Raw genomic sequence first — 22,055 nt, forward strand, 5'->3', positions numbered from 1 at the left:
TAAGCTAGCAGTATAAATTGAGCTTACATATAAAAGATTAAATCAATATTCAACACTTATTTGATAAGACGAAAATTTACGCATATTAATCACCCCTTGCTCAAAAATTAAATATTGTCCTTTAATGCCTAATAATATACCTGATACTGTTGGCGTTTTGTCAAAGTTAAAAGAGCTTATTTTTGTTAAGTATTGGCTAACAGGGTAAACAATATCTACCACTTCTTCATCTAAACGCTGCACGGCATTATCGCCATACTTCAGTGTTATCTCTGCTAAACGTTGTGTTATCTTAGGTATTAACAGTGCCGCTTGTGCTTTTAAGTCAATTGGCGCATTTCTCCCTCTAAGCATAGCACGCCAGTTCGTTTTATCATTAACCAACTCTGCTAGTGCTGTTTCAACCAAACCTGATTGCAAGCGCGTGCTCACTTTAAAAATCGGCAATGCTTGAGTCGCGCCCTGATCAATCCAACGCGTAGGTAATTGTGTATGCCTGGTGATACCCACTTTCAAAGCTGAAGTATTTGACAGGTAAACAAAATGGTCAATCATACAATGCGCTTCTCCCCATTGTGGCTCTCGACAAGTACCTAGGTGGTAATGACAGGTCTCTGGCTTCATAATACACATATCACATTGTGCCAGTTTAGCCATACAAGGATAACAAAAGCCTTGAGAATAACTTTTTTTAGTCACTTTGCCACAATGCTTGCAAGCAATTTTCCCATGAAAGTTTAAAGTTAATTTACTTCCAATAAGTGGGTTTAACGCTATGCTTTGTTGTTGACCTGCAGGGTCAATAGGGGCTAAGGGAAGTTGGTATTGAACAGTGTTATCACTATCAAGTTGTGCAGTTAATTTTTCAACTGCGCCTATTGCTGAAATGGGCATTATTACTCTCTTAAAATATTCTCTTAAATCTAACAGGTTATAAGTTTTCTCAGGAAGTTTGAGTTCATTGTTTCGAGTCCGACTAATAGTAAACGCTTACTGTTCAAGGGTTAAAACTAAAACTGGACTTTTTTACGGGTTTGCTTAATTATTTTTTTATTCGCTTTGCTGGTCAATCTGCGTTGAACAGAGCCTTTTGTGGGCTTGGTTGGACGTCGTTTTTTTTGTACTACCATGGTCATAATGATCAATTCTTTTAACCTTTTTAATGCATCTTCTTTATTCATTTCTTGTGTACGAAATGACTGTGCTTTAATGATAACAACGCCCTCTTTAGAAATTCGGCTATCCTTACTCGCCAGTAAGCGTTCTTTATATGCTGGCGGTAACGTTGAACTAGAAATATCAAAGCGTAAGTGAATAGCAGTCGCAACCTTATTTACACGTTGTCCGCCGTTACCCATTGAACGAATGGCACTTAACTCTATTTCCCAATCAGCTAAACTAACATTATTTGATATCTGTAACACTTTTATTTACCATTCGCCTAACTTAACTTTAACGAGTAATTTATGGATACAGTGCACCCTTGGTTCGTATATTTTTTACGGTGTAGTGACAACAGCTTATATACCGGTATTACTACGGATATAGACCGTCGTCTACACGAACACAATTATACCAAGTTTGGCGCTAAGTATACTAGAGCAAAGCGCCCAGTAACATTAGTGTTTGCAGAGCCTGCAGTAGACAAAAGCGCGGCGAGTAAACGAGAGTATCAATTAAAGCAACTAACCAAAAAGCAAAAAGAGTTACTTGTCAGTAATTACCTAGCCTAATAGACTTGTGCATTAGAGGTCTGTTCAGTTGATTCTGCCACTCTTTTTTGGATAAAACTTCTCAATTACTGTTAGAATAACTCGTTTTTTTTAATCAAGTGATCCCCATGCCTAAAGAAATTACCACTAAGAACGCTATGTTTATCGAAAAATATTGTGCCATTAATGGCGAAAAAATTAGTTTTACCCGCCAACAAGCCAGTGACTTTGCTAAGCAAGTCGCTGATGATTTTAATCCTTTGCATAATATTGAAGCAAAACGCTTTTGTGTTCCTGGTGATTTATTATTCGCAGTAATTATTGCTAAAGCGGGTTTACATAAAGAAATGAGCTTTAACTTTTCCGGTATGGTTAGCGATAATGTTTTATTAACTTTTCCTAGTGAAATTAATGGTTCATTTAACCTCGTTGATGAAAAAGATAAAACCTACCTGACGGTAGAAGCCAGTGGTGAAAAAACACATTGTCCATCGTTGATTAATGCCCTAACCAAGGCTTATGTCGATTTTTCTGGCCAAACTTTTCCTGAAATATTAGTCAAGCTGATGACCGAGAAAGGCGTAATGATAAACCCTGCACGCCCAATGGTAATGTATCAATGCATGAAAATAAGCCTTAAGCGACTGGATATTGATACCCTTTCCTTACAGCTTGCACAAACTAGCTTGTCAATTGAGTCAAAGCGTGGTGATGCATGGCTAGAATTTGACTTGATTTGTGATGGAGAAGTCGTAGGTCATGGTAAAAAACACATGTTACTCAGTGGTTTGCGCGAATACTGCCAAGAAAGTGTTGACGCAATGGTTAGGCAGTATAAAGAAGTTAAGTGTCGCTACAAAAACCAATAGAAGCGTTATTTACTCAGCCGCTAGGCGCTAATGGCATTGCTGCGAAACACGCCTTATAAACTCAGCAAGGCAGTGTTTCGTACTCTATTACTGATTCATCGTATGATAGTGCCGCTCAAAACGTAACCTTTGTGCCCGTTTGTTTTCACTGCAAGCAGCAAATACTGGGAGGCTTTTGGGAGACAGACATTGAGAGGGCTGTTGGTAGTACTTAAGCCAAGCTTGTTTTTTATCGCCTTGATATATTGAGTGAACCACCACGGCATTATTGGTTTGAAAAGGTATACCGGCCTTAATTTTTTTCATTTTCTTTCTTTTTACCCGTTTTGTATTACTCCCTTTACTTGTTTTTGGTTTCGCTTTTTTTTGATCTTTTCTTTTCGCTTTGCCAGTCCCCCTTTCACATTGCCACCATAGGTTTCGTGCTTTATCTTCACGCTTTCGTAAGCTTATACCTTTACTAGCTGAATAAGGTTTACGTTGTAACGCCTGAACGTTATGCAGCTTATCAAGCAAAGGTTTGCAGCGTTTTTTGGCAAAGGTTACCGGTGAATATATCCATAAGAATAGAATAATCAGTAAAATTATATGTTGAGACAAAGACTGAAAAATCGCCATAAACACGCATTGAACTGGGCGCGGCTCTATTGGTGGAAACATACATTCTTCCTTGTTTGTTACTCGTTAATCCATTAAGTTAAGCATAGCCTAATTTTTACGCTATGCTTAAATAATTAAATAATTAATACAAGGATGTTATTTATGCTACAAGCAATAATAAAAACTTCTTCAGCAAGTTTACTGCTCTATTTACTCTTACTTACCCAAGTACAAGCTACAAAAGCACAAGTGGTTCGCGCAAACACCACAAAACCCGCACTTCAGCATGCAACTGATTATAAAGCCGTTAAAGAGATCAGTCTGTATTGGGTTTCTGAAAAGCTCGACGGTATGAGAGGTTATTGGAATGGACAACAGTTATTCACTCGCCAAGGTAATATTATTCATAGCCCCAAGTGGTTTACTCAGAACTGGCCAGCAACGCCTATGGATGGCGAGTTATGGAGCGCCAGAGGACAATTTCAGTCAATTATTTCCTGTGTACGAAAGACCTCAATTAATGACGCTTGCTGGCGTAAAGTCCGCTTTATGATTTTTGATTTACCTAAGCATACTGGTACTTTTACTGAGCGTATTATCACCATGAAGCACTTAATTGATAAGACAAAATCAAGCTATTTAGCGATGATCAAACAATTCAAATTAGCGAATAGCGAACAGCTTGAAGATACACTGAATAAAGTCATCATAAACAAAGGCGAAGGTTTAATGTTGCATCATGCAAATACTTATTACACTGTTGGGAGAACTGCCAATATAATGAAGCTTAAAAAAGCGCAAGACAGCGAAGCAACCGTTATCGCTTATATAGAGGGTAAAGGTAAATATCAAGGAATGTTAGGTGCTGTAACAGTCAAAACAGCCACGGGTATAATATTTAATATTGGTTCAGGGTTTAGTGATTATGAACGTGCTAACCCGCCTCCAATAGGAAGCATAATTACTTTTAAATATAACGGTACAACAAAAGCAAATATACCAAGGTTTGCTCGTTTTTTTCGTATACGCAATAAGGCAGCACTTGTTGAGTAAAAATAATTAACTGCGCTGGCACAGTTAATTATTTAGCGTCTGTTTAGAAAATACAGTGTTTAGCGAAATCTTTGGTTTCACTCGCGGTCCAATCCCCTTTGTCTTTTTCTTTCATGTCAGCGCACCACTCTTCACTACCTATTTTAGGTGAGCAAGCAGTAAGCAAGAATACCACTGATAATAAACCGATAACTTTTTTCATGACATATCCAAATGCTGTATATAAATGTAATAATAAACATAACCTCATTTACAACATCTTGCAACAATTGCTGATAAAAACAACGAATTAATGCCGTATGCTCGCTATACTTTACGGTTGATATGAAAACACCAACACTTTAAGCCCCTTGCCTGCATGGGCTTCTTTAAACACACTTGGGTTACTTATACGTTGCTCAAATACGCAAGCTGGGCATTCACGCCTCACTTCTTTTTGTAAAAAATGCTCGTCAAGATCTGGCGAGTTCAAACACAGCAGCAGTTGAGCTCCCTCGTTCATCCATTGTGGAATTTTACGAATAATTTTTGCATAATCGCGTTCAATATTAACGCTGCCTTTTTGAAAGGAAGGTGGGTCGCAAATTAAAAGATCATATTTACCATGTTTTTTAATGCGGCTATTTGACTTAAAAATATCAACACCTTCAAACACTATTTGCTTGCCATCTTTCTTTGCTAAATTATTCAGTTGATGGTTTTCCCTTCCTTTACTTAATGACGATTTACTTAAGTCAATATTCACGACTTTACTCGCGCCGCCGGCGGTAGCCGCAACCGAAAAAGCACAAGTGTAAGCAAATAAATTAAGCACATTTTTGTTGGCTGCTTGCTGGTAGACCCAAGAGCGCCCATTAGCCATGTCTAAGAACAAGCCGCTATTTTGTGCTTTACCCAATTCAATATGATATGAAAGTCCTTGCTCCGTAACGATCGTGCGATCAATCACTTCACCTAGCAATACCTGCGTAGGGGCAAATTTTTCATACCGCCGCTGTACTTGTACGCTACGACATTCCTTGATTAATTGCTGTAATGCCTCTGCTTGTGTCAACAGCCAGGATTCGTCTACGGCCTCGTACAAGGTGATTAAAATAACGGGCGCTAACCAATCCACATTAACATGAGATAAATTGTCGTAAGCATGGCCTCGGCCATGAAAAAGGCGCTGACAGTCAGTAAAATCGGTTGCGTTTATATGTTCAATCATAGGGAGTAACTTAATATATAGGGCCTAGGTGTTAATAGGGTTATTCAATGTTAAAGAAAAAACCGAGCTATCGTAGCTCGGTTTAGTTTTATTACTTTGAGAGAGTCGGCATTTATGACAAATCTATCGTCTCGTAAAAGAAGGTGTTTATGTCTTTTTAGAAACCAAACAGATTTACTGCAAAGAACTTCTGTGCCACTGTATTAATGAATATAATTAACACAATTACTGGAATAAAGGTGCCCAACGAGAAGTTAATGTATTTTTCTATCCAAGAACCAATATAGTGTTTATTACCGACACTAAGCTCTGCTGACAGGTTCTTTTTCTTCCAACGATAACTTACAAAGACACATAATAAAAAGCCATTTAGTGGTAAAATTGTATCATAAAAAACATCATAAACTAGGTCAAAGAAGGATTTACTTACCCCTGCATAAGTGGTGAATTCGCTAAAAAAAGTAACCATACCAAAGGAAAGTGTTGCAAAAACAGTTAAAACGCCAGCTGTTAGCAACAAAATAAGTAGCGCTTTTTTACGGCTGTGTTTTTTCTCTGTCACCAAATAAGAAACGGGCACTTCAATAATTGAGACTAACGAAGTTATGGCAGCAAAAAAGACGAGAAGAAAGAAAAACAAAGCAACAGCGCTTGCACCTACATAACCAATTGACGTTTGTAATGCTAAGAATATTTTAGGTAAAAAAGTAAATATTAACGATACAGAACTATCACTTAACTCACTTGGATTAACATTAGGGTTAAAAGAAAAAACGGCCGGTAAAATCATTAGGCCAGCAACAAAAGCGACCGAAGTATCAGTAATAGCGACAAGCTTGGCTGAGTTGGGAATATTGGTTTTATTATTTATATATGAGCCATAGGTAATTAAAATTCCCATCCCCAAAGACAATGAAAAGAAAGCCTGTGACAAAGCACCATTAACAACACTAGGGGTTATTTTAGTAATATCTGGTATTAAGAAGAATTTAACGCCATCAAAGGCGTTATCAAGGGTTAAGACAAAGCCAACCATTGCGATCAACATAAAAAACAAGGTTGGCATCAGTGTTTTAGCCGCTTTTTCAATACCGTCTTTAACCCCCGCAACCAAGATGAAATTAACAATACCTGCAACAACAGCCATGGCAATAAATAGATATGGACTATTAATAAACTCACCAAAGCCATTACCACTGGCTAAATAATCCAAATTTCCAGATAGGGTTAACACTATATACCCAAATATCCACACGGTAATAACCATGTAAAATATCGCGATCATGAAGGGAGTTAAGACGCCAAAAAGCCCTGCCACCCCCCAAATTGTGCTATTGCCACTTAACGACTTATAAGCACCGACAGGCTCTTTCGCTGTTTTTCTACCAACCGCCATTTCAGCTATCATCACTGGTAAACAAATTAAAAATACAAACAATGCATATAAGATTAAAAAAGCACCACCGCCATTTTTAGCTGCATTCACGGGAAAGCCCACCAAATTACCAATGCCAACTGCAGAGCCTGCTGCTGCGAGAATAAAGCCAATTCGGGAACTAAAATGTTCTCTAGATGTGCTCATAAACTTCCTTCATTTATTTTTTTTATAGCTGCTATTATATAGCTAAAGCTTTAGTTATTATTGTGTTGGTTGTCGTTTACAGTGGCTTGATGCTAGCAAGCTTTCCAGTTATTGTCTAAGCGCACGTTCACCGCGAACCTAACAATAAAAACTAACCTTCAGTAAACAAAACGTTACTTTCTTATTTAACACGTTAACGCTTTATGGGCCTAGCCAAAAAGTGTCTTGACTACAATCTTACCGAGTAAATAATGTTGGGTTCATCATGGTTAAAATGGCTTGGGTGTCGTTTTTTGCTATTTCAACCACTTGCGCTATGTCTAGCTCAGTAAGCTTTACACTTTCACATAATGATGTATCAATCACCTGTGAAAAGGTAAAAAGGTCGCTATGACTGTCAAGTAACGCAAGTCTTGACGCTAAGTTTAACACTTTCACGTCTTGATTAATTTGCTGGCTTTGTGCTTGATTAAAATAACGAACAGGTATAATTATTTTTTCAGGTAACTGCCAAGCTTTCAATAACGCTGCCGAAATATCAGTATAAGTATAGCCCAGCTGCATTTTTTGTATCTGCCAAGGTAGTTTGTCATGGCTATACTGTTCACAACGCTGTGCAATTTCAGGGCTAGTTTTAGCAACGAGTAATTCTCCAATATTTTGCAGTAACCCTGCGACAAATAAGCGCTCTATGTCTTTTATTCCTGCCTTTATTGCTAAACTTTTAGTAGCAACAGCACAATAAACACTCATTCGCCAAAATCTTTTCAAATTAATACTCTGGCTTGCAAAGTGTTTAAAAGCCGAGCCCGCAATATCGACTAGCATCATATTATAAACAGCTTGTGTACCTATAATAGTAATAGCACGGGAAATAGTACTGATTTGGCCCGGAAAATGATAAATACTGCTATTGGCAATCTGCAAAAGCCTTGATGTCATAAAGGGATCAACACTGATAACTTCTGCAAAGTCTGCAATTGTTGCGCGTTCGTCAGCCATTAATGTTTTTATTTTAAACCAAGCGTCAGGCAAGGCAAAAGAGCCTGTAGCTTGTTGTGCGTATTCTTTTGCCTGCATGATTGCCCTTTATTAAAAAAACCTTTGTTTAATAACCTTAGTTCATATAAATAAAGATAGGCAAGGCTGCGAGTGATGAACAACACTTGCCGCTTGTTTTTTTCGCCACACTGCGCCTCACCACCTCACGTATTTATTCTTCTTCTTCAACCAAGGTCATTAAGGATGTATTCCCTCCTGAAGCGGTAGTGTCTATGCTGATGGTTTTTTCTGTTAATAATCGCTGAATCAAGTTATCAAAGTATTCAGAAGTAATTACCGGCAATATTGCCCCTGCTCGCTCTGACAGCTTTTCGCTCATGTAGTGTTTTATTCCACAGTTACTATCCACTACGACACCTGCCAGTGCTGGGTGTGCTAACAGGCTTTCTAGGTGGTGCAGCTTTGCAACTTGTAAAATACCCACATCGGCACCCGTTGAAATAAACTTATCTCTAAAAGCGATGGCTTCTTCGTAGTATAAATCAGACACCACTGACGTTACCGTATTGCCCGTGGCCAGTGCAGTTACTACTGACATAACCCAAAAGTGAAAGCTGACATTGTCATCGGCAAAACAAATAAGGTTACCGCGATTTTCTAAATAAATGACATTCGACTCACCGGTAGGCCCTGGTAACACTTGTGGTCTTTTAAGACGCTTATCAATGCTAATCAATTGGCTACGTGCCGCTGCTAACGTGCGATTTAAGTCATCTGCTAAATCATCAACAATTTCCACATGTGCTATTTTAGCCAGTAACTGACGCACGTGTGAAATACGGGTGTTTAAATCAGTTAAACGCCACTTTTTTTGTGCTTGTTCTGCTGTATTCAAAAAGGAGTCTGCTTGCGCTTTTGTGGTGTCATCACCGGCCAAGGCAAGTGTTTGCGCAGGCAACAAATTAAATGTTTCTTCATCAGGTGTAGCTTTTTCAACCATTAAGCGTGATAGGTAATTGGGACCACCGGCTTTAGGCCCTGTTCCTGATAAACCTCTACCGCCAAAAGGCTGTACACCAACAATCGCGCCGATCATATTGCGATTAATATACACATTACCCGCTCGCGATAGTTTAGCTAAGTCCATTGCTCTGTTTTCTATACGCGTATGAATACCCATGGTTAAACCAAAGCCAGTGCTATTTACTTTTTCAATAACCTCTTCTATCTCTTCGCCTTTAAAGCGAATAACATGAACACAAGGACCAAAGACTTCTTTGGTTAACACATCAATACTGCTAATTTCATATAAGCAGGGCGCAAAAAAGAAATGCCCATCACGGTTATACTTTTCTTTATTAGGGCTAACTGATTTGCCGCCAAATAACTCGCATTGATATAAAAGCGTGCCATTGTTTTTCATGTAATCAGTATGCGCATTAAGGGCATCAAGTGCTTTTTGGTCAATAACAGGACCAACATCTGTACTTAACTGTGCAGGGTTGCCAATATGTAATTCTGCTAAAGCGCCCTTAAGCATGGTAATAACATTATCCGCAATATCGTCTTGTAAGTATAAAACTCTTAACGCTGAACAACGTTGCCCTGCTGATTGAAAACCCGATGAAATCACATCGTCTACTACCTGCTCTGGTAATGCAGTAGAATCTACAATCATACAGTTTTGGCCACCGGTTTCTGCAATTAAAGGTACCTGGTCACCACCTCGCTCAGCTAAGGTTTGAGAAATGCGGGTTCCCGTTTCAGTTGACCCCGTAAACATGACTGCGGCCACTCTTTCATCAGGCACAATAGTTTTACCTACCGCACTACCTTGCGCTAAAACCGCCTGCACTACATCTTGAGGTAAGCCTACTGATTGCATTAATTCTATGGCGCGCAGGGCAATAAGGCTCGTTTGCTCGGCAGGTTTTGCCAACACAGTGTTACCGGTTACGATAGCAGCGGCTACTTGCCCTAAAAATATCGCTAGTGGGAAATTCCATGGGCTAATACATAAAACAACGCCACGCGCCTCAAGGCGCTCGTCTTCACTTTGTTCTATGGCGCGCGCAGCATAATATCGACAAAAATCAACAGCTTCTCGTACTTCATCAATACCATCTTGGGCAACCTTACCTGCTTCTTTAATACAAAGTGCAATCAGTTCGTTTATATGACGTTCTAAAATATCAGCAATACGACATAGTAAGGCAGCACGCTCTGTTACTGGTGTATTCGACCAGCTAACAAAGGCTTTATCTGCTTTATCAATCATGGCTAACATTTCATCGGTGTTATGGTGATGAGTAAAGCCTATAATTTCACTGTGGTTCGCTGGGTTTCTGACCGCGTTAGCACCATCAGGTATATCTTTTTCATTTAAGAGGTTATCTGTGAACCAATTATCTAGCGTCGATTTTAAACTGCTAATAACAAGCGCATCGGTTAAGTCTATCCCCTTAGAGTTATCTCGGCTTTCAATATTGTTACTGCGTTTTTTCTTATTTTCATCTCGATAAAGATCTATTGGCATTTTTATTTGCCCATTGTATCTATCTCTTAAGCCTTGTGTTTTTTCTACAGGATCTTCAAGTAAATACTCAACCGGCTGAGACTCATCAACAATAGCATTAACAAAAGAGGAGTTAGCGCCATTCTCTAATAACCTACGGACTAAATAAGCCAACAAGTCTTCGTGATACCCTACAGGTGCATAAATACGGCATTGAATGCTTTCTTTAGAAACTATTTGGTCATATAAAGAGTCGCCCATGCCATGTAAGCATTGAAACTCAAAACCGTTTTTGTCTTCACCTGCTAGCTCAACAATAGTCGCCGCAGTGTAAGCATTATGTGTCGCAAATTGCGGGTAGATAGTGTCTCTATAATCAAGCAACTTATTTGCGCAAGCATGGTAAGAAACATCTGTTGATGATTTGCGGGTAAATACGGGAAAGTCGCTCATGCCATCTTTTTGTGCATTTTTAATTTCGGTATCCCAGTAAGCGCCTTTTACTAATCGAATCATCATGCGGCGGTTTGCTTTAAGTGTTAGGTCTCTTAGCCAGTCAACCACAAACATCGCCCGCTTTTGATACGCTTGCAGGGCAATACCAAAACCTTGCCAATCACCAAGTGCTGTATCGGTAAAAACGGCTTCTATTATGTCTAACGAAATATCTAGTCGCTCAGACTCTTCTGCATCAACAGTTAAACCAATGTTATAAGTTTTTGCTTGTAAACAAAGCGCTTTTAACTTTGGTACTATTTCAGCCATCACACGCGACTTGTTGGTAAACTCATAGCGAGGATGAATTGCAGACAATTTGACTGAGATACCCGGCACTCGGCGGGGATCATTTTTTCCTGACGCCAAGGCAACTTTGCCTATTTCATCAATCGCGTCTTGATATGACTTAAAGTAGCGCTGTGCATCAGCCATGGTGCGAGCACCTTCGCCCAACATGTCATAAGAATAAACATAACCTTGCTGCTCTTTGGTTGCTGCACGCTCGGTAGCCGCTTTGATGGTTTCACCCATAACAAACTGCTTCCCCATAATTTTCATGGCGTAGTTCATCGATTTACGAATAACGGGCTCACCCAAACGCCCTATTGTTTTCTTCAATAAACCAAATTTGTCTTGTTTACGCTTATCGGCATAATCAACCATAGAGCCAGTGATAAGCAAGCCCCAAGAAGATGCGTTCACAAAAATAGAGTCGCTGGTTCCTAAGTGAGTACTCCATTGCCCTTGAGAAATTTTATCGCGGATTAGTGCATCTTGTGTGTGCTTGTCTGGCACCCGTAGCAGAGCTTCTGCCAAACACATGAGTACAACCCCTTCTTCTGTCGACAAAGAGTATTCGTTTAATAGCGCATCAATTGCACCATTGCCTGCTTGGTCTTTACGAATTTTTAAAACCAGTTGGCGAGCACGCTCCCAAGCGCGACTTCGCGCACTAACATTGACCTCAGCAAAGGGTAAAATATAGTCAACGGCAACGTTTTCATCGATACGGTAAAATTCACGTATTTTTTGACGAATTGGACAATCCGTATTTAATGAACCAGAAAAAAGCATGGGCGAACCTCCAAATAAGCTAACAAGGCGTTTACGTTAACATAGTATATATTTTGCCGCATGCTAAAGTTACAATAACAAAATGTGCGGTTTGTTCTCGAGTGTAATTATTTCATAACACAAAAAATCCAGAGTGGACAGGAGGATAATAACCCGTAGCTCTGGATTTTATTATATAATTGGGTTGTTAAGCCGAACCCACATTGGTTAGTAGTTAATGCAGCTAATTAATATCGATACGGGTGATATTTGCTCCTAATGCTTGCAACTTATCTTCAATTTTCAAGTAGCCACGATCAATATGATAAATACGATCAACCTGGGTCGGTGTTTTAGCAACTAACCCTGCAATCACTAAGCTTGCTGAAGCGCGTAAATCAGTGGCCATAACTTGCGCACCGTTTAATGAGTCAACGCCTTGCACAATGGCAGTATTCCCTTCAAGAGTAATATCTGCCCCCATACGTTGTAATTCTGGTACATGCATAAAGCGGTTTTCAAAAATAGTTTCAATAACCGTTGCTGTCCCTTCTGCTAATACATTAAGGGTCATGAATTGTGCTTGCATGTCGGTTGGAAATGCTGGGTGTGGTGCTGTGATAACATTGACGGCTTTCGGCGTTTGCGTCATTAGCAACTCAATCCATTCTACGCCTTCACTGTTCTCACCTATGGTAATTTGCGCACCGGCTTCAGTGAGTTTTGACAATACGGCTTCTAAACCGGCAGCGTCTGTGTTTAAACATTTAACTTTACCTTGGGTTACGGCCGCGGCAACTAAGAAAGTACCGGTTTCAATTCTATCGGGCATCACGCTATATTCACTGCCGCGTAGCTCACTAACCCCTTCAATAGTTAATGTATTGGTTCCCGCGCCAGCAATCTTTGCCCCCATACTGATTAAACAATTAGCAAGGTCAACAATTTCGGGCTCGCGTGCGGCATTTTCAATGATGGTAACGCCTTCTGCCAAAGCGGCTGCCATCATTAGGTTTTCAGTTCCGGTAACGCTGACAACATCCATAAAGATGTTAGCGCCTTTAAGGCGACCTTCTTTATTTGCAACAATATAGCCGTTCTCAACGTCTATATCTGCAGCCATCGCTTTAAGGCCTTGAATATGTAAATTTACTGGCCGTGCGCCAATAGCGCAACCGCCTGGCAATGACACCTCGGCGTGCCCCATACGCGCAAGCAAAGGCCCCAACACCAAAATAGAGGCCCGCATTGTTTTAACAAGATCATAAGGCGCGCAACATTGCGTGATATGACTCGCATCAATACTTAATTTATCTTCACCTAGCCATTGGGTTTTAGCCCCTAGTTGACCCAGCAATTTTACGGTCGTTAAAATATCATTTAACTTAGGTACATTATTAAAAACGATCGGTGTTTTTGATAATAATGCTGACATTAAAATAGGGAGTGCGGCGTTTTTAGCCCCTGAAATGGTGACTTCACCACGTAGTGGTTTACCACCAATAACTTTAAATGCGTCCAAAATGGCTACTTCTTTTCTTATGAATGAATGGAATACTGACTTAACTAGGTATGACGAGTTAACGCACAACACCTAATAATATTATCGCTAAATAATAGCTACATATTAAATAGCTTGTCTCGTTGCCACTGCTCTTTAGTAAAGGTTTTAACAGACACTGCATGTATAGCACCTTCTTTAATTGCATCTGCTAAGGGGGCAAAAACAACTTGTTGGCGCTTAATTCGTGATAAGTCAGCAAACATATCTGCAACCGCAATAACACTACACTGTGAACCGTCAAACTTAACATGTAATTCATCAAGTGTTAACGCATCATTAATTAATTTTTCTATTTCTGTTACTTCCAAAGTATGTCCTTAATCGGTTATTCATTGCTGTTAGGAGCTGTTGGCAAAAAGCCTTCAACCCCACTTAAGCTAATTAATTTAGTTAATTTAACAGGTATGCCACTAAATGTTAATTGACAATCAGTAGTTATTGCTTGCTCTAGCAAATAAAAAAGCCAAGCAAGGCCTGCTGTATCTATACGAGAAATTTGTTTTAAATCAATTGTGGGGTGTTGCTGAGCAATAATTTGCCTAATGTTTTTTTTTGAGATATCCATCACGGTTTGCCGTGTTAGTTCACCTACTAACGCGATCTTGTTTTCTGTGATACTTAACGTTATTTTTTCCACAAATCCGTCACTTTTAGCTTGGTTAATGTTAAGCTCGGTTTCTCGCTAACGTTATAAAACTCGTTAGGTATAAAGTCACCAAGGTGTTGTCAATTATTTTTTAAAAACAATATCCCTTTCACTTTGCTGCCTTAAGAGCTCGGTAACATAAGGTAAGCCTTTTTGACGAATAACACCGCCTAGCTCAGCTTGTTTGCTGTCAAGTAAACTGACACCTTCTGCAACCATATCAAATGCTTTCCATTCGTTAGTTTTTTTGTTTCGTCTTACTTTAAATGACACATCTATATTAGCCCTACCTGTCATTATGATGCGCGTGTCTACCGCCACAATTCTGTTTTGAGAAAAATCTTTAGCGGGTGCAAACTCTACTGGTTGGTTTTCATAAAGCGTGAAAACTTGTGCATAAGAGGTTATTAAGTACTCTTTAAAAACAGGCACAAAATCTTTTCTTTCTTGTTCAGTCGTGTTTCTTAAATGTTTACCGATAACTTTAAAGGCTGAATATCGATAATTGATATAAGGCATTAACTCTTCACGTACGATGCGCTTAAGAATATTAGGATCTGCTTTTATCGTTTGTTGCTCATCAGCAAAGCGTTGAAAGGTTTTTCCTGCCACTTGCTTTATCATCAGATAAGGGTCACTTTTATCTACATAAATCCGCGCGGGGTCGACCGCATCCTCTATTTCAGTTTCTGATGAGTCATCTAATCGCTCCGCAGCATGCACCAAAGTGCTTTGCGTTAATATAAAAGCAAAAATACAACTAAAAAACAGTGTGATTTTTGACGTTTTCATTTTATTTATCTTCCCCTCTTTCATTGTTAATCACCACTTCCTTGGCTAAATAAAAACTGCCCTATTAGCTCTTCTAATACTAACGCAGGTTTAGTATCTTCAATAAGGTCATTTGGTTGCAGGATATCTAACGAATCATCCATAAAGCCTGGCTGTAAACCTATGTATTGCTCTCCCAAAAGGCCGGCTGTCAAAATTGCGACCGACGTTGCTTCTGAAAAATTATCGTATTCACTATATATTGCTAAAGTCACAACAGGGGTATAGTCGTCCTCATCCAGGGAGATATTACTCACCCGGCCAATAACGACACCACCCACTTTAATCGGGGAGCGCACCTTTAAACCACCAATATTATCAAACTTAGCAAAAAGGTTATAACTTTCTCCGTCACCTGCAATACCGCTGTTAGCTACTTTTAGTGACAGCACGAGTAAAGCAGCAATACCTAAAGCAACAAAAACACCCACCATCAACTCTATTTTTTTTGACATAATGTCTTCACCAAACGCCTTTAAAAGCGACTTAAAAAATTATTAGAACTCACTAAAACTGAATACCAAAAACCGTATTTACTACACAAACTATCTTGCGAACATTAATGCTGTTAAAATAAAGTCTAACCCCAATACCAACAACGATGACTGCACCACAGTTGACGTTGTCGCGCGTGCAATACCTTCAGAAGTAGGCTCACAATCAAAGCCTTTGTAAACGGCAATCCAAGTAACAACAAAAGCAAAAACAATACTTTTGATAATACCATTTAAAATATCTTTGTTAAAATCTACTTGTGCCTGCATTACCGACCAAAAAGTCCCGCTGTCAACGCCAAGCCAATCAACACCAACGAGGTGAGCCCCTAAAATCCCCACCATAGAAAATATAGCAGCAAGTAACGGCAAACTAATAAAACCCGCCCAAAAGCGTGGTGCTATCACCCGACGCAATGGGTCTACTGCCATCATTTCTAAACTTGATAATTGTTCAGTTGCTTTCATCAAGCCAATCTCAGCGGTTAAGGCCGAGCCTGCCCGGCCCGCAAAAAGTAACGCTGCTACAACAGGGCCTAGCTCGCGCAATAAAGACAGCGCCACCATAGGCCCAAGGCTTGCTTCAGCACCATATCCCACTAAAATAGTATAGCCTTGTAACGCCAATACCATGCCAATAAAGCTGCCAGAAACAACAATTATAACCAGTGACTTAACACCCACACTGTACAGTTGTTTTATTAATAATGGTGTGCCCTTACGTATATTAGGCAGGTGTAATATGGCAGACAGTAACACAATAACGGCGCGCCCTAAGCCACTAACTAACGCTAACGTATTGCGTCCTAATAATTGCAGCTGCTCCATTAACGCTTACCTCGTTTACTTACGCCAGATGAGCCTTGAATAAGCTCGCCTTGATAGTGAGGTGCATCAAAGTGAAAAGGTACTGGCCCATCTGCCTCCCCCTTAACAAATTGTTGCACTAATGAAGAGTCGTCCTCGTTGATTTGCGCAGGCGTGCCATGACCAATAATTTTTTGCTCCGCAATAATGTAGATATAATCAGCAATACTCATCACCTCAGGCACATCATGAGAAACCACGACAGATGTTAAACCAAGGGCATCATTTAATGAGCGAATTAAACGTACAATAACTCCCATTGAAATAGGGTCTTGTCCTGCAAAAGGTTCATCATAAAGAATTAATTCTGGGTCTAAGGCAATAGCACGTGCTAACGCAACACGGCGTGCCATTCCACCAGAAAGCTCATTCGGTTGTAAATCACGTGCACCGCGCAAGCCTACGGCTTCAAGTTTCATTAATACTATTTTTTCAATAATGGTTTCAGACAGCTGGGTGTGCTCTCTAATAGGAAAGGCGATATTGTCATAAACGCTCATGTCGGTAAAAAGAGCACCACTTTGAAATAACATACTCATACGTTTACGTGTTTCATACAAGGCTGTTCGAGAAAGTTGAGGAATATCTTTACCAGCAAATAAGATTTGGCCAGAGTCGGGGCGTATTTGCCCACCAATTAAACGTAACAAAGTGGTTTTCCCAATACCACTAGGCCCCATTATTGCGGTCACTTTACCTTGAGGAATAGACAAGCTAATATCATTATAAATAACCCGCTCACCTCGCCTGAAGGTTAGATTACATATATCAACTAAATTTCTATTTTTTTCGTTTACCATCATAATATCAATTATGCCTTATTAATTAGCCGCAATTTTACCTGACCACCTAGAATTGTTCACTAACAATTAACAATTTAGTGGAGAATAAATCTGATTAAATGTTAGAAAATGTAAAAAAACTACTTTTTTGCGCATTATTAAAGTTATTTTACATTAATTACATTAATTACTTTTTTTTTCCGTCACAAACAGCGACAATTTAGCGCCTTTATTTTGGAGTGATGAATGTTAGCACAAGTAGTAATATTATTGGTTGCCTTAACCATACTCGTTTGGAGCGCAGACAAGTTTGTTCTGGGCGCTTCATCTTTAGCAAGAAACTTAGGTGTTTCTCCTATGATTATTGGTTTAACTATTGTTGCTATGGGCTCATCTGCCCCTGAAATGATGGTTGCCGCCGCCGCCTCACTGCAAGGTAATCCAGACACGGCAATTGGTAACGCTATCGGCTCAAATATTACCAACATAGCATTAGTCCTAGGGGTAAGTATTTTAATTAAACCTTTAATGGTTTCCTCTTCTACCATTAAACAAGAGTTACCCCTTTTATTACTAATTTCTCTTTTAGCTTATTGGATGCTATTTGATAATACTTTCAGCTTCTTTGAAGGTATTACTTTAATGATAGGTTTTTTTGTTTTTATTGCGGTTTTATTAATTAAAGCAATAATACAGCGTAAAAATAATAAAATAGATGACCCTATGATCCTTGAAGCTGAGCAAGGCCTACCTGAAGTGACAACGACAAAAATGTCAATTTTTTGGTTAGTTGCTGGCCTCACACTGCTGGTATTAAGTGCCCATTTTTTGGTTGATTCAGCCATATATATTGCCAAAGCTTATGGCATTAGTGATTTAGTTATTGGCTTAACGATTATTGCCATTGGCACAAGCTTACCTGAACTTGCAGCCAGTATCGCAAGTATCTTAAAAAAAGAAGACGACTTAGCTATCGGCAATATTGTCGGCTCAAATATATTTAATATATTAGCAGTATTGCCCTTTGCTGGTATAATAGCTCCTGGGGCAATCAACCCTGAGGCCTCACTTAGAGATGCCCCTATTATGTTGGCCATTACCGGCTTACTCTTCCTATTATGTTTTAGTCGTAAATTCGGGTATTTTAGACTGACTCGCGTAAAAGGCGCATTATTGTTATTAAGCTTTTGTGCTTATCAGGCATTCCTTTTTAGTCAAACAACAATTTACTAGCTAAACAACCAACAAATGATACCTAGAGCCATGAAAAACTTTAAAGAACTTGCCAAAAATGTAATTAATATTGAACAACAAGCTATCGTGGAGTTGTTACAATATATTGATGATAGTTTTGAAAAATCATGCCAATTAATGTTTAACTGCCAAGGGCGCGTTATTGTGATTGGTATGGGAAAATCTGGCCATATTGGCGGAAAAATTGCTGCGACACTTGCTAGCACTGGTACCCCTGCTTTTTTTGTTCACCCAGGGGAAGCAAGCCATGGCGACTTAGGGATGGTTACCAATAATGATGTCGTACTCACCATTTCAAATTCAGGTGAAACAGCCGAAGTACTTGCTATTATTCCGGTAATAAAACGCATTGGTGCTAAGCTGATTGCCATGACAGGCAACACAACTTCCACCTTGGCAAAGTTAGCTGATACTCATCTTTGCATTAAGGTTAGCACTGAAGCTTGTCCATTAGGCCTAACGCCTACGTCAAGTACCACGGCAACCTTAGTCATGGGCGATGCAATTGCAGTTGCTTTGCTTAATGCGCGCGGCTTTACCGCAGATGATTTTGCATTATCACATCCTGGTGGTAGCCTAGGGAAACGTTTACTGCTGCGTTTAAGCGATATTATGCACCAAGGTGAGCGCCTTCCTCTTGTTTCTGATGAGGCATTAATCAAAGATGCTCTGGTAGAAATGTCGCTTAAAGGTTTAGGAATGACGGGGGTTGTTAACGCAAATAACCAACTAGTGGGTTTATTTACCGATGGCGATTTACGCAGAATTCTTGATCTACAAATTGATATTCACCACGATAAAATAACGAGTGTTATGACCACATCGCCTACAGTGGTACAAGCTGATATGCTAGCAGCACAAGCGCTAAATATCATGGAAGAGAAAAAAATTAACGGTTTAATTATTGTTGATAATAAACAAACCCCTATCGGCGCCATGAATACACATGATTTACTGCGCTCAGGAGTACTATAAATGAACGCTAAAAAACAGAGTGACAGCCCAAAGCCCAATAACATGGCGAACACATTATACGGTGAGGTTTGTCACACCACGTTAGCACGCGCAAAAAATATAAAATTATTGGTCTGTGATGTCGATGGCGTTTTTTCTGATGGCCGAATCTATTTAGGTAATGACGGCGAAGAACTAAAAGCCTTTCATACCAAAGATGGCTTTGGCATAAAAGCCTTAGGCAGCAGCGGTGTTGAAGTTGCAATTATAACGGGGAGACGCTCAGCAATAGTGGCCAACCGAATGGCCGCTTTAAACGTTAAACACATTATACAAGGGCAGGAAGATAAACTTCCTGCATTAACCAAACTGGCCAATCAGCTTAATTTAACCCCAGATGAAATAGCCTATATAGGTGACGACATCCCTGATTTAGCCTGTATTAATTATGTTAACTTAGGTATTGCTGTGTCTGATGCACACCCTACGGTATGTGCAAACGCTGATTACATCACTTTTACCCGCGGTGGTTTTGGTGCTGTAAGAGAAGTGTGTGATTTAATCATGCAATGTCAAGGCTCACTTAACCAGGCAACAGGCGCAAGTATATGACACGCGCCAATACCCTCGCTTTTTTAGTGTTACTCATGGGGGCAACCGCTTACGGCATCATTGAGTGGCGCCAGGCAGAAAAAGCACCAGAAACAGGTGTTGCAAACAAGTTAACCCCTGATTTTATTGCCGAAGCACTCAAAACCGATATTTATACCGACACAGGACAACTTTCCCATGCAATCATTGCTGATCGCATGGAGCATTACGCAGAGCTTGAGGTCACGCACTTTGAGTTACCCAATTACACCCTATATCCCCAAAATCACCCTAATAAAATCTCAACGCCTAACAGCAATAACCTAAATAACAGTCTACCTAAGCTTGCTAGTACGCAAAACCCACCGTGGAAACTAAGTGCAAAAGAAGCAACACTGTATAAAAACAATAGGGTTATTTTAAATCATCGCGTACACTTAAGTGCAACCGATAAAAATAGCTTAATACAAGCAATATACTGTAAATATTTAGAGCTTGATTTAAATACTAATATTATCAGCTCAGAGCAAACAGTGATGGTGCAAGGTAAAGACTTCACCATGTATGGCTCTGGTTTGATCATTGACTTAAACACTAAACAGATGACTTTAACTGAACATGTGCGTACCATTTACAAAAAAAACAATAGTTAATACCTTCATGACACTTAAAAACCTTAGCAAAGCGCTATTATTTAGCACACTACTGCTCTCGTTAGGTCTACCAGCTTCTGCTGCAAAAAAAGATCTTACGCAAGAAATCACCATAAAATCTAAGCGGCAATCTGCTGATTTAAAAAATAAAATAGCAAGTTATTTAGACGACGTAAATATCAGCCAAGGCTCTATTTCTATCGTTGCTGATATTGTTCAGGTATATAGCCATCATGATGAGGCAACTAACGAAAAATATGACACCTACCTTGCCAAAGGTGAACCCGCTATTTTCAAACAAGAATTAGAAGACGGGAGCTTAATTAGCTTGCAAGCAAATGAAATAAAATATCAACCAGATCAATACATCATTACTATTTCAGGTAACGCACAAGTTAAGCAAGCTGGTAGCAAAGTTACTGGTGAAACAATTACTTACAACACATTAAGTGAAAAATTAGAAGCGATTAGTGGTCAAAATGAATCGGTAACCACTATTTTACAGCCTGCTCAAATAAAAGCCCAACAAGATAAGAAAAACAATGACAGTAACAAACCATAAAGCTGACGATATATCGAGCAAATCAACCTTGATAGCTCAAAATTTATCAAAGTCTTATAAAAATAAAAAAGTCGTTAAGCGCGTTAGTTTAGCTGTAAGTGCTGGCCAAATTGTTGGTTTGCTAGGCCCTAATGGCGCTGGAAAAACAACGTCTTTCTATATGATTGTCGGTTTAGTTCCAAATGACAACGGCCAAATTATACTCAACGATGAAGACGTTACCCTTGCTCCTATGCATGAACGAGCAAGACGTGGCATAGGCTATTTACCCCAAGAAGCCTCGATATTTAGAAAGCTCACAGTTACTGATAATATTATGGCTATTTTGCAAACTCGCAAGGGCCTTAATGAACACGAAAGGCAAAGTAAACTAGAACAACTACTAGAAGAGTTTAGTATTAGTCACATTAAAGACAACTTGGGTATGAGCCTGTCAGGTGGTGAACGAAGACGGGTAGAAATAGCAAGGGCATTGGCCGCTGATCCTGAGTTCATTCTACTTGATGAGCCCTTTGCAGGTGTTGACCCAATTTCTGTTGGTGATATAAAAAAAATAATTATTCACCTTAAAAATCGCGGTATTGGTATATTAATTACTGATCATAATGTGCGTGAAACACTTGATGTATGTGAACATGCATATATTGTTAGTCATGGTGAAATAATTGCTGAAGGTGACTCTGATCAAATTCTTGCGAATCAAACGGTAAGAGATGTATACCTAGGCGAACAATTCACGCTATAGTTAACTTAAGCATGAGAA

At 39.5% G+C, this 22,055-nt stretch carries 24 protein-coding genes; 9 read left to right on the forward strand and 15 right to left on the reverse strand.

The features are described from left to right. Positions 1 to 42: 42 nt before the first annotated feature. Together AC0UA9_RS13945 and arfB are read right to left on the reverse strand one after the other, a co-directional pair. The gene (locus AC0UA9_RS13945; protein ID WP_475660746.1) at positions 43 to 894 is read right to left on the reverse strand and encodes a DUF2797 domain-containing protein; all 852 of its coding nucleotides are present in this window, start codon (positions 892 to 894) and stop codon (positions 43 to 45) included. Between the two features lie 116 nt (positions 895 to 1,010). Beyond that, entirely contained in the window at positions 1,011 to 1,424 is a 414-nt protein-coding gene (gene arfB, locus AC0UA9_RS13950) for an alternative ribosome rescue aminoacyl-tRNA hydrolase ArfB (RefSeq protein WP_475660749.1), read from the reverse strand. Between the two features lie 42 nt (positions 1,425 to 1,466). On the opposite strand from arfB, the gene AC0UA9_RS13955 reads away from it, so the two are divergent. Both AC0UA9_RS13955 and AC0UA9_RS13960 read left to right on the forward strand, forming a co-directional pair. After that, entirely contained in the window at positions 1,467 to 1,733 is a 267-nt protein-coding gene (locus AC0UA9_RS13955; protein WP_475660751.1) for a GIY-YIG nuclease family protein, read from the forward strand. 107 nt (positions 1,734 to 1,840) lie between these two features. Further along, the gene (locus AC0UA9_RS13960) at positions 1,841 to 2,581 is read left to right on the forward strand and encodes a DUF3581 family protein (protein ID WP_475660753.1); all 741 of its coding nucleotides are present in this window, start codon (positions 1,841 to 1,843) and stop codon (positions 2,579 to 2,581) included. 87 nt (positions 2,582 to 2,668) lie between these two features. Here the strand turns inward: AC0UA9_RS13960 and AC0UA9_RS13965 are convergent, their stop codons facing one another. Next, on the reverse strand, positions 2,669 to 3,241 hold the full coding sequence (locus tag AC0UA9_RS13965; protein ID WP_475660755.1) for a hypothetical protein: 573 nt from the start codon (positions 3,239 to 3,241) through the stop codon (positions 2,669 to 2,671). A gap of 102 nt (positions 3,242 to 3,343) precedes the next feature. Here AC0UA9_RS13965 and AC0UA9_RS13970 point away from each other — a divergent pair, with 102 nt between their 5' ends. Further along, positions 3,344 to 4,234 (forward strand): DNA ligase, encoded by an 891-nt coding sequence (locus AC0UA9_RS13970; protein WP_475660757.1) that lies wholly within the window; start codon positions 3,344 to 3,346, stop codon positions 4,232 to 4,234. A 43-nt stretch (positions 4,235 to 4,277) separates the two neighbouring features. Here the strand turns inward: AC0UA9_RS13970 and AC0UA9_RS13975 are convergent, their stop codons facing one another. From AC0UA9_RS13975 to mlaF, 12 genes are all read right to left on the reverse strand, one after another. Continuing rightward, positions 4,278 to 4,436, reverse strand: a complete 159-nt coding sequence (locus tag AC0UA9_RS13975) for a DUF3012 domain-containing protein (protein ID WP_475660760.1) — start codon at positions 4,434 to 4,436, stop codon at positions 4,278 to 4,280. Between the two features lie 111 nt (positions 4,437 to 4,547). Continuing rightward, positions 4,548 to 5,444 (reverse strand): class I SAM-dependent methyltransferase, encoded by an 897-nt coding sequence (locus AC0UA9_RS13980; RefSeq protein ID WP_475660762.1) that lies wholly within the window; start codon positions 5,442 to 5,444, stop codon positions 4,548 to 4,550. Positions 5,445 to 5,601: 157 nt separating this feature from the next. Beyond that, positions 5,602 to 7,026 carry a sodium-dependent transporter gene (locus AC0UA9_RS13985; RefSeq protein ID WP_475660764.1) on the reverse strand — a complete coding sequence of 475 codons (1,425 nt, stop codon included), beginning with the start codon at positions 7,024 to 7,026 and terminating at the stop codon, positions 5,602 to 5,604. Positions 7,027 to 7,263: 237 nt separating this feature from the next. Beyond that, positions 7,264 to 8,106 carry an HDOD domain-containing protein gene (locus AC0UA9_RS13990; protein ID WP_475660766.1) on the reverse strand — a complete coding sequence of 281 codons (843 nt, stop codon included), beginning with the start codon at positions 8,104 to 8,106 and terminating at the stop codon, positions 7,264 to 7,266. A gap of 133 nt (positions 8,107 to 8,239) precedes the next feature. Beyond that, positions 8,240 to 12,115, reverse strand: coding sequence for a bifunctional proline dehydrogenase/L-glutamate gamma-semialdehyde dehydrogenase PutA (gene putA / locus AC0UA9_RS13995; RefSeq protein WP_475660768.1), 3,876 nt, complete (start codon positions 12,113 to 12,115; stop codon positions 8,240 to 8,242). 223 nt (positions 12,116 to 12,338) lie between these two features. Beyond that, the gene (murA, locus tag AC0UA9_RS14000; RefSeq protein WP_475660770.1) at positions 12,339 to 13,616 is read right to left on the reverse strand and encodes a UDP-N-acetylglucosamine 1-carboxyvinyltransferase; all 1,278 of its coding nucleotides are present in this window, start codon (positions 13,614 to 13,616) and stop codon (positions 12,339 to 12,341) included. A gap of 98 nt (positions 13,617 to 13,714) precedes the next feature. Continuing rightward, entirely contained in the window at positions 13,715 to 13,966 is a 252-nt protein-coding gene (locus AC0UA9_RS14005) for a BolA family protein (RefSeq protein WP_475660772.1), read from the reverse strand. A gap of 17 nt (positions 13,967 to 13,983) precedes the next feature. Beyond that, complete coding sequence (locus tag AC0UA9_RS14010) at positions 13,984 to 14,295, reverse strand: STAS domain-containing protein (protein WP_475660774.1); 312 nt, start codon at positions 14,293 to 14,295, stop codon at positions 13,984 to 13,986. A gap of 93 nt (positions 14,296 to 14,388) precedes the next feature. Next, positions 14,389 to 15,096 (reverse strand): MlaC/ttg2D family ABC transporter substrate-binding protein, encoded by a 708-nt coding sequence (locus AC0UA9_RS14015; RefSeq protein ID WP_475660776.1) that lies wholly within the window; start codon positions 15,094 to 15,096, stop codon positions 14,389 to 14,391. Between the two features lie 26 nt (positions 15,097 to 15,122). Further along, positions 15,123 to 15,590 carry an outer membrane lipid asymmetry maintenance protein MlaD gene (gene mlaD / locus AC0UA9_RS14020; protein ID WP_475660779.1) on the reverse strand — a complete coding sequence of 156 codons (468 nt, stop codon included), beginning with the start codon at positions 15,588 to 15,590 and terminating at the stop codon, positions 15,123 to 15,125. Positions 15,591 to 15,680: 90 nt separating this feature from the next. Continuing rightward, a complete protein-coding gene (gene mlaE / locus AC0UA9_RS14025) occupies positions 15,681 to 16,457 on the reverse strand; it encodes a lipid asymmetry maintenance ABC transporter permease subunit MlaE (RefSeq protein WP_475660781.1) in 777 nt (258 codons plus the stop codon). Beyond that, a complete protein-coding gene (gene mlaF, locus AC0UA9_RS14030) occupies positions 16,457 to 17,296 on the reverse strand; it encodes a phospholipid ABC transporter ATP-binding protein MlaF (RefSeq protein ID WP_475660855.1) in 840 nt (279 codons plus the stop codon). The genes mlaE and mlaF overlap by 1 nt, the downstream gene beginning before the upstream one ends. A gap of 228 nt (positions 17,297 to 17,524) precedes the next feature. Between mlaF and AC0UA9_RS14035 the strand changes: the two genes are divergently transcribed. Genes AC0UA9_RS14035 through lptB form a run of 6 tightly spaced genes read left to right on the forward strand, consistent with a single transcriptional unit; the run spans position 17,525 to position 22,037 of the window. Beyond that, on the forward strand, positions 17,525 to 18,511 hold the full coding sequence (locus tag AC0UA9_RS14035) for a calcium/sodium antiporter (RefSeq protein ID WP_475660784.1): 987 nt from the start codon (positions 17,525 to 17,527) through the stop codon (positions 18,509 to 18,511). A 30-nt stretch (positions 18,512 to 18,541) separates the two neighbouring features. Beyond that, positions 18,542 to 19,507 carry a KpsF/GutQ family sugar-phosphate isomerase gene (locus AC0UA9_RS14040; protein ID WP_475660786.1) on the forward strand — a complete coding sequence of 322 codons (966 nt, stop codon included), beginning with the start codon at positions 18,542 to 18,544 and terminating at the stop codon, positions 19,505 to 19,507. Positions 19,508 to 19,549: 42 nt separating this feature from the next. Beyond that, positions 19,550 to 20,098: a 3-deoxy-manno-octulosonate-8-phosphatase KdsC gene (kdsC, locus tag AC0UA9_RS14045; RefSeq protein ID WP_475660857.1), complete on the forward strand. Its 549-nt coding sequence runs from the start codon at positions 19,550 to 19,552 to the stop codon at positions 20,096 to 20,098. Further along, a complete protein-coding gene (gene lptC / locus AC0UA9_RS14050) occupies positions 20,095 to 20,730 on the forward strand; it encodes an LPS export ABC transporter periplasmic protein LptC (protein WP_475660789.1) in 636 nt (211 codons plus the stop codon). Before kdsC ends, lptC begins: the two co-directional genes overlap by 4 nt. Positions 20,731 to 20,737: 7 nt before the next feature. Next, on the forward strand, positions 20,738 to 21,292 hold the full coding sequence (gene lptA, locus AC0UA9_RS14055; RefSeq protein ID WP_475660791.1) for a lipopolysaccharide transport periplasmic protein LptA: 555 nt from the start codon (positions 20,738 to 20,740) through the stop codon (positions 21,290 to 21,292). Beyond that, positions 21,273 to 22,037 carry an LPS export ABC transporter ATP-binding protein gene (gene lptB, locus AC0UA9_RS14060; RefSeq protein WP_475660793.1) on the forward strand — a complete coding sequence of 255 codons (765 nt, stop codon included), beginning with the start codon at positions 21,273 to 21,275 and terminating at the stop codon, positions 22,035 to 22,037. Before lptA ends, lptB begins: the two co-directional genes overlap by 20 nt. The last annotated feature ends 18 nt before the right edge of the window (positions 22,038 to 22,055 follow it).

This window comes from Colwellia sp. F1, from assembly GCF_056238625.1.

Coding starts and splice junctions, on each gene's coding strand:
- AC0UA9_RS13945 (WP_475660746.1), bottom strand. CDS start 894: ATGCCCATTTCAGCAATAGGCGCAGTTGAAAAATTAACTGCACAACTT.
- AC0UA9_RS13955 (WP_475660751.1), top strand. CDS start 1,467: ATGGATACAGTGCACCCTTGGTTCGTATATTTTTTACGGTGTAGTGAC.
- AC0UA9_RS13960 (WP_475660753.1), top strand. CDS start 1,841: ATGCCTAAAGAAATTACCACTAAGAACGCTATGTTTATCGAAAAATAT.
- AC0UA9_RS13965 (WP_475660755.1), bottom strand. CDS start 3,241: ATGTTTCCACCAATAGAGCCGCGCCCAGTTCAATGCGTGTTTATGGCG.
- AC0UA9_RS13970 (WP_475660757.1), top strand. CDS start 3,344: ATGCTACAAGCAATAATAAAAACTTCTTCAGCAAGTTTACTGCTCTAT.
- AC0UA9_RS13975 (WP_475660760.1), bottom strand. CDS start 4,436: ATGAAAAAAGTTATCGGTTTATTATCAGTGGTATTCTTGCTTACTGCT.
- AC0UA9_RS13980 (WP_475660762.1), bottom strand. CDS start 5,444: ATGATTGAACATATAAACGCAACCGATTTTACTGACTGTCAGCGCCTT.
- AC0UA9_RS13985 (WP_475660764.1), bottom strand. CDS start 7,026: ATGAGCACATCTAGAGAACATTTTAGTTCCCGAATTGGCTTTATTCTC.
- AC0UA9_RS13990 (WP_475660766.1), bottom strand. CDS start 8,106: ATGCAGGCAAAAGAATACGCACAACAAGCTACAGGCTCTTTTGCCTTG.
- putA (WP_475660768.1), bottom strand. CDS start 12,115: ATGCTTTTTTCTGGTTCATTAAATACGGATTGTCCAATTCGTCAAAAA.
- AC0UA9_RS14015 (WP_475660776.1), bottom strand. CDS start 15,096: ATGAAAACGTCAAAAATCACACTGTTTTTTAGTTGTATTTTTGCTTTT.
- mlaD (WP_475660779.1), bottom strand. CDS start 15,590: ATGTCAAAAAAAATAGAGTTGATGGTGGGTGTTTTTGTTGCTTTAGGT.
- mlaE (WP_475660781.1), bottom strand. CDS start 16,457: ATGGAGCAGCTGCAATTATTAGGACGCAATACGTTAGCGTTAGTTAGT.
- mlaF (WP_475660855.1), bottom strand. CDS start 17,296: ATGGTAAACGAAAAAAATAGAAATTTAGTTGATATATGTAATCTAACC.
- AC0UA9_RS14035 (WP_475660784.1), top strand. CDS start 17,525: ATGTTAGCACAAGTAGTAATATTATTGGTTGCCTTAACCATACTCGTT.
- AC0UA9_RS14040 (WP_475660786.1), top strand. CDS start 18,542: ATGAAAAACTTTAAAGAACTTGCCAAAAATGTAATTAATATTGAACAA.
- kdsC (WP_475660857.1), top strand. CDS start 19,550: ATGGCGAACACATTATACGGTGAGGTTTGTCACACCACGTTAGCACGC.
- lptC (WP_475660789.1), top strand. CDS start 20,095: ATGACACGCGCCAATACCCTCGCTTTTTTAGTGTTACTCATGGGGGCA.
- lptA (WP_475660791.1), top strand. CDS start 20,738: ATGACACTTAAAAACCTTAGCAAAGCGCTATTATTTAGCACACTACTG.
- lptB (WP_475660793.1), top strand. CDS start 21,273: ATGACAGTAACAAACCATAAAGCTGACGATATATCGAGCAAATCAACC.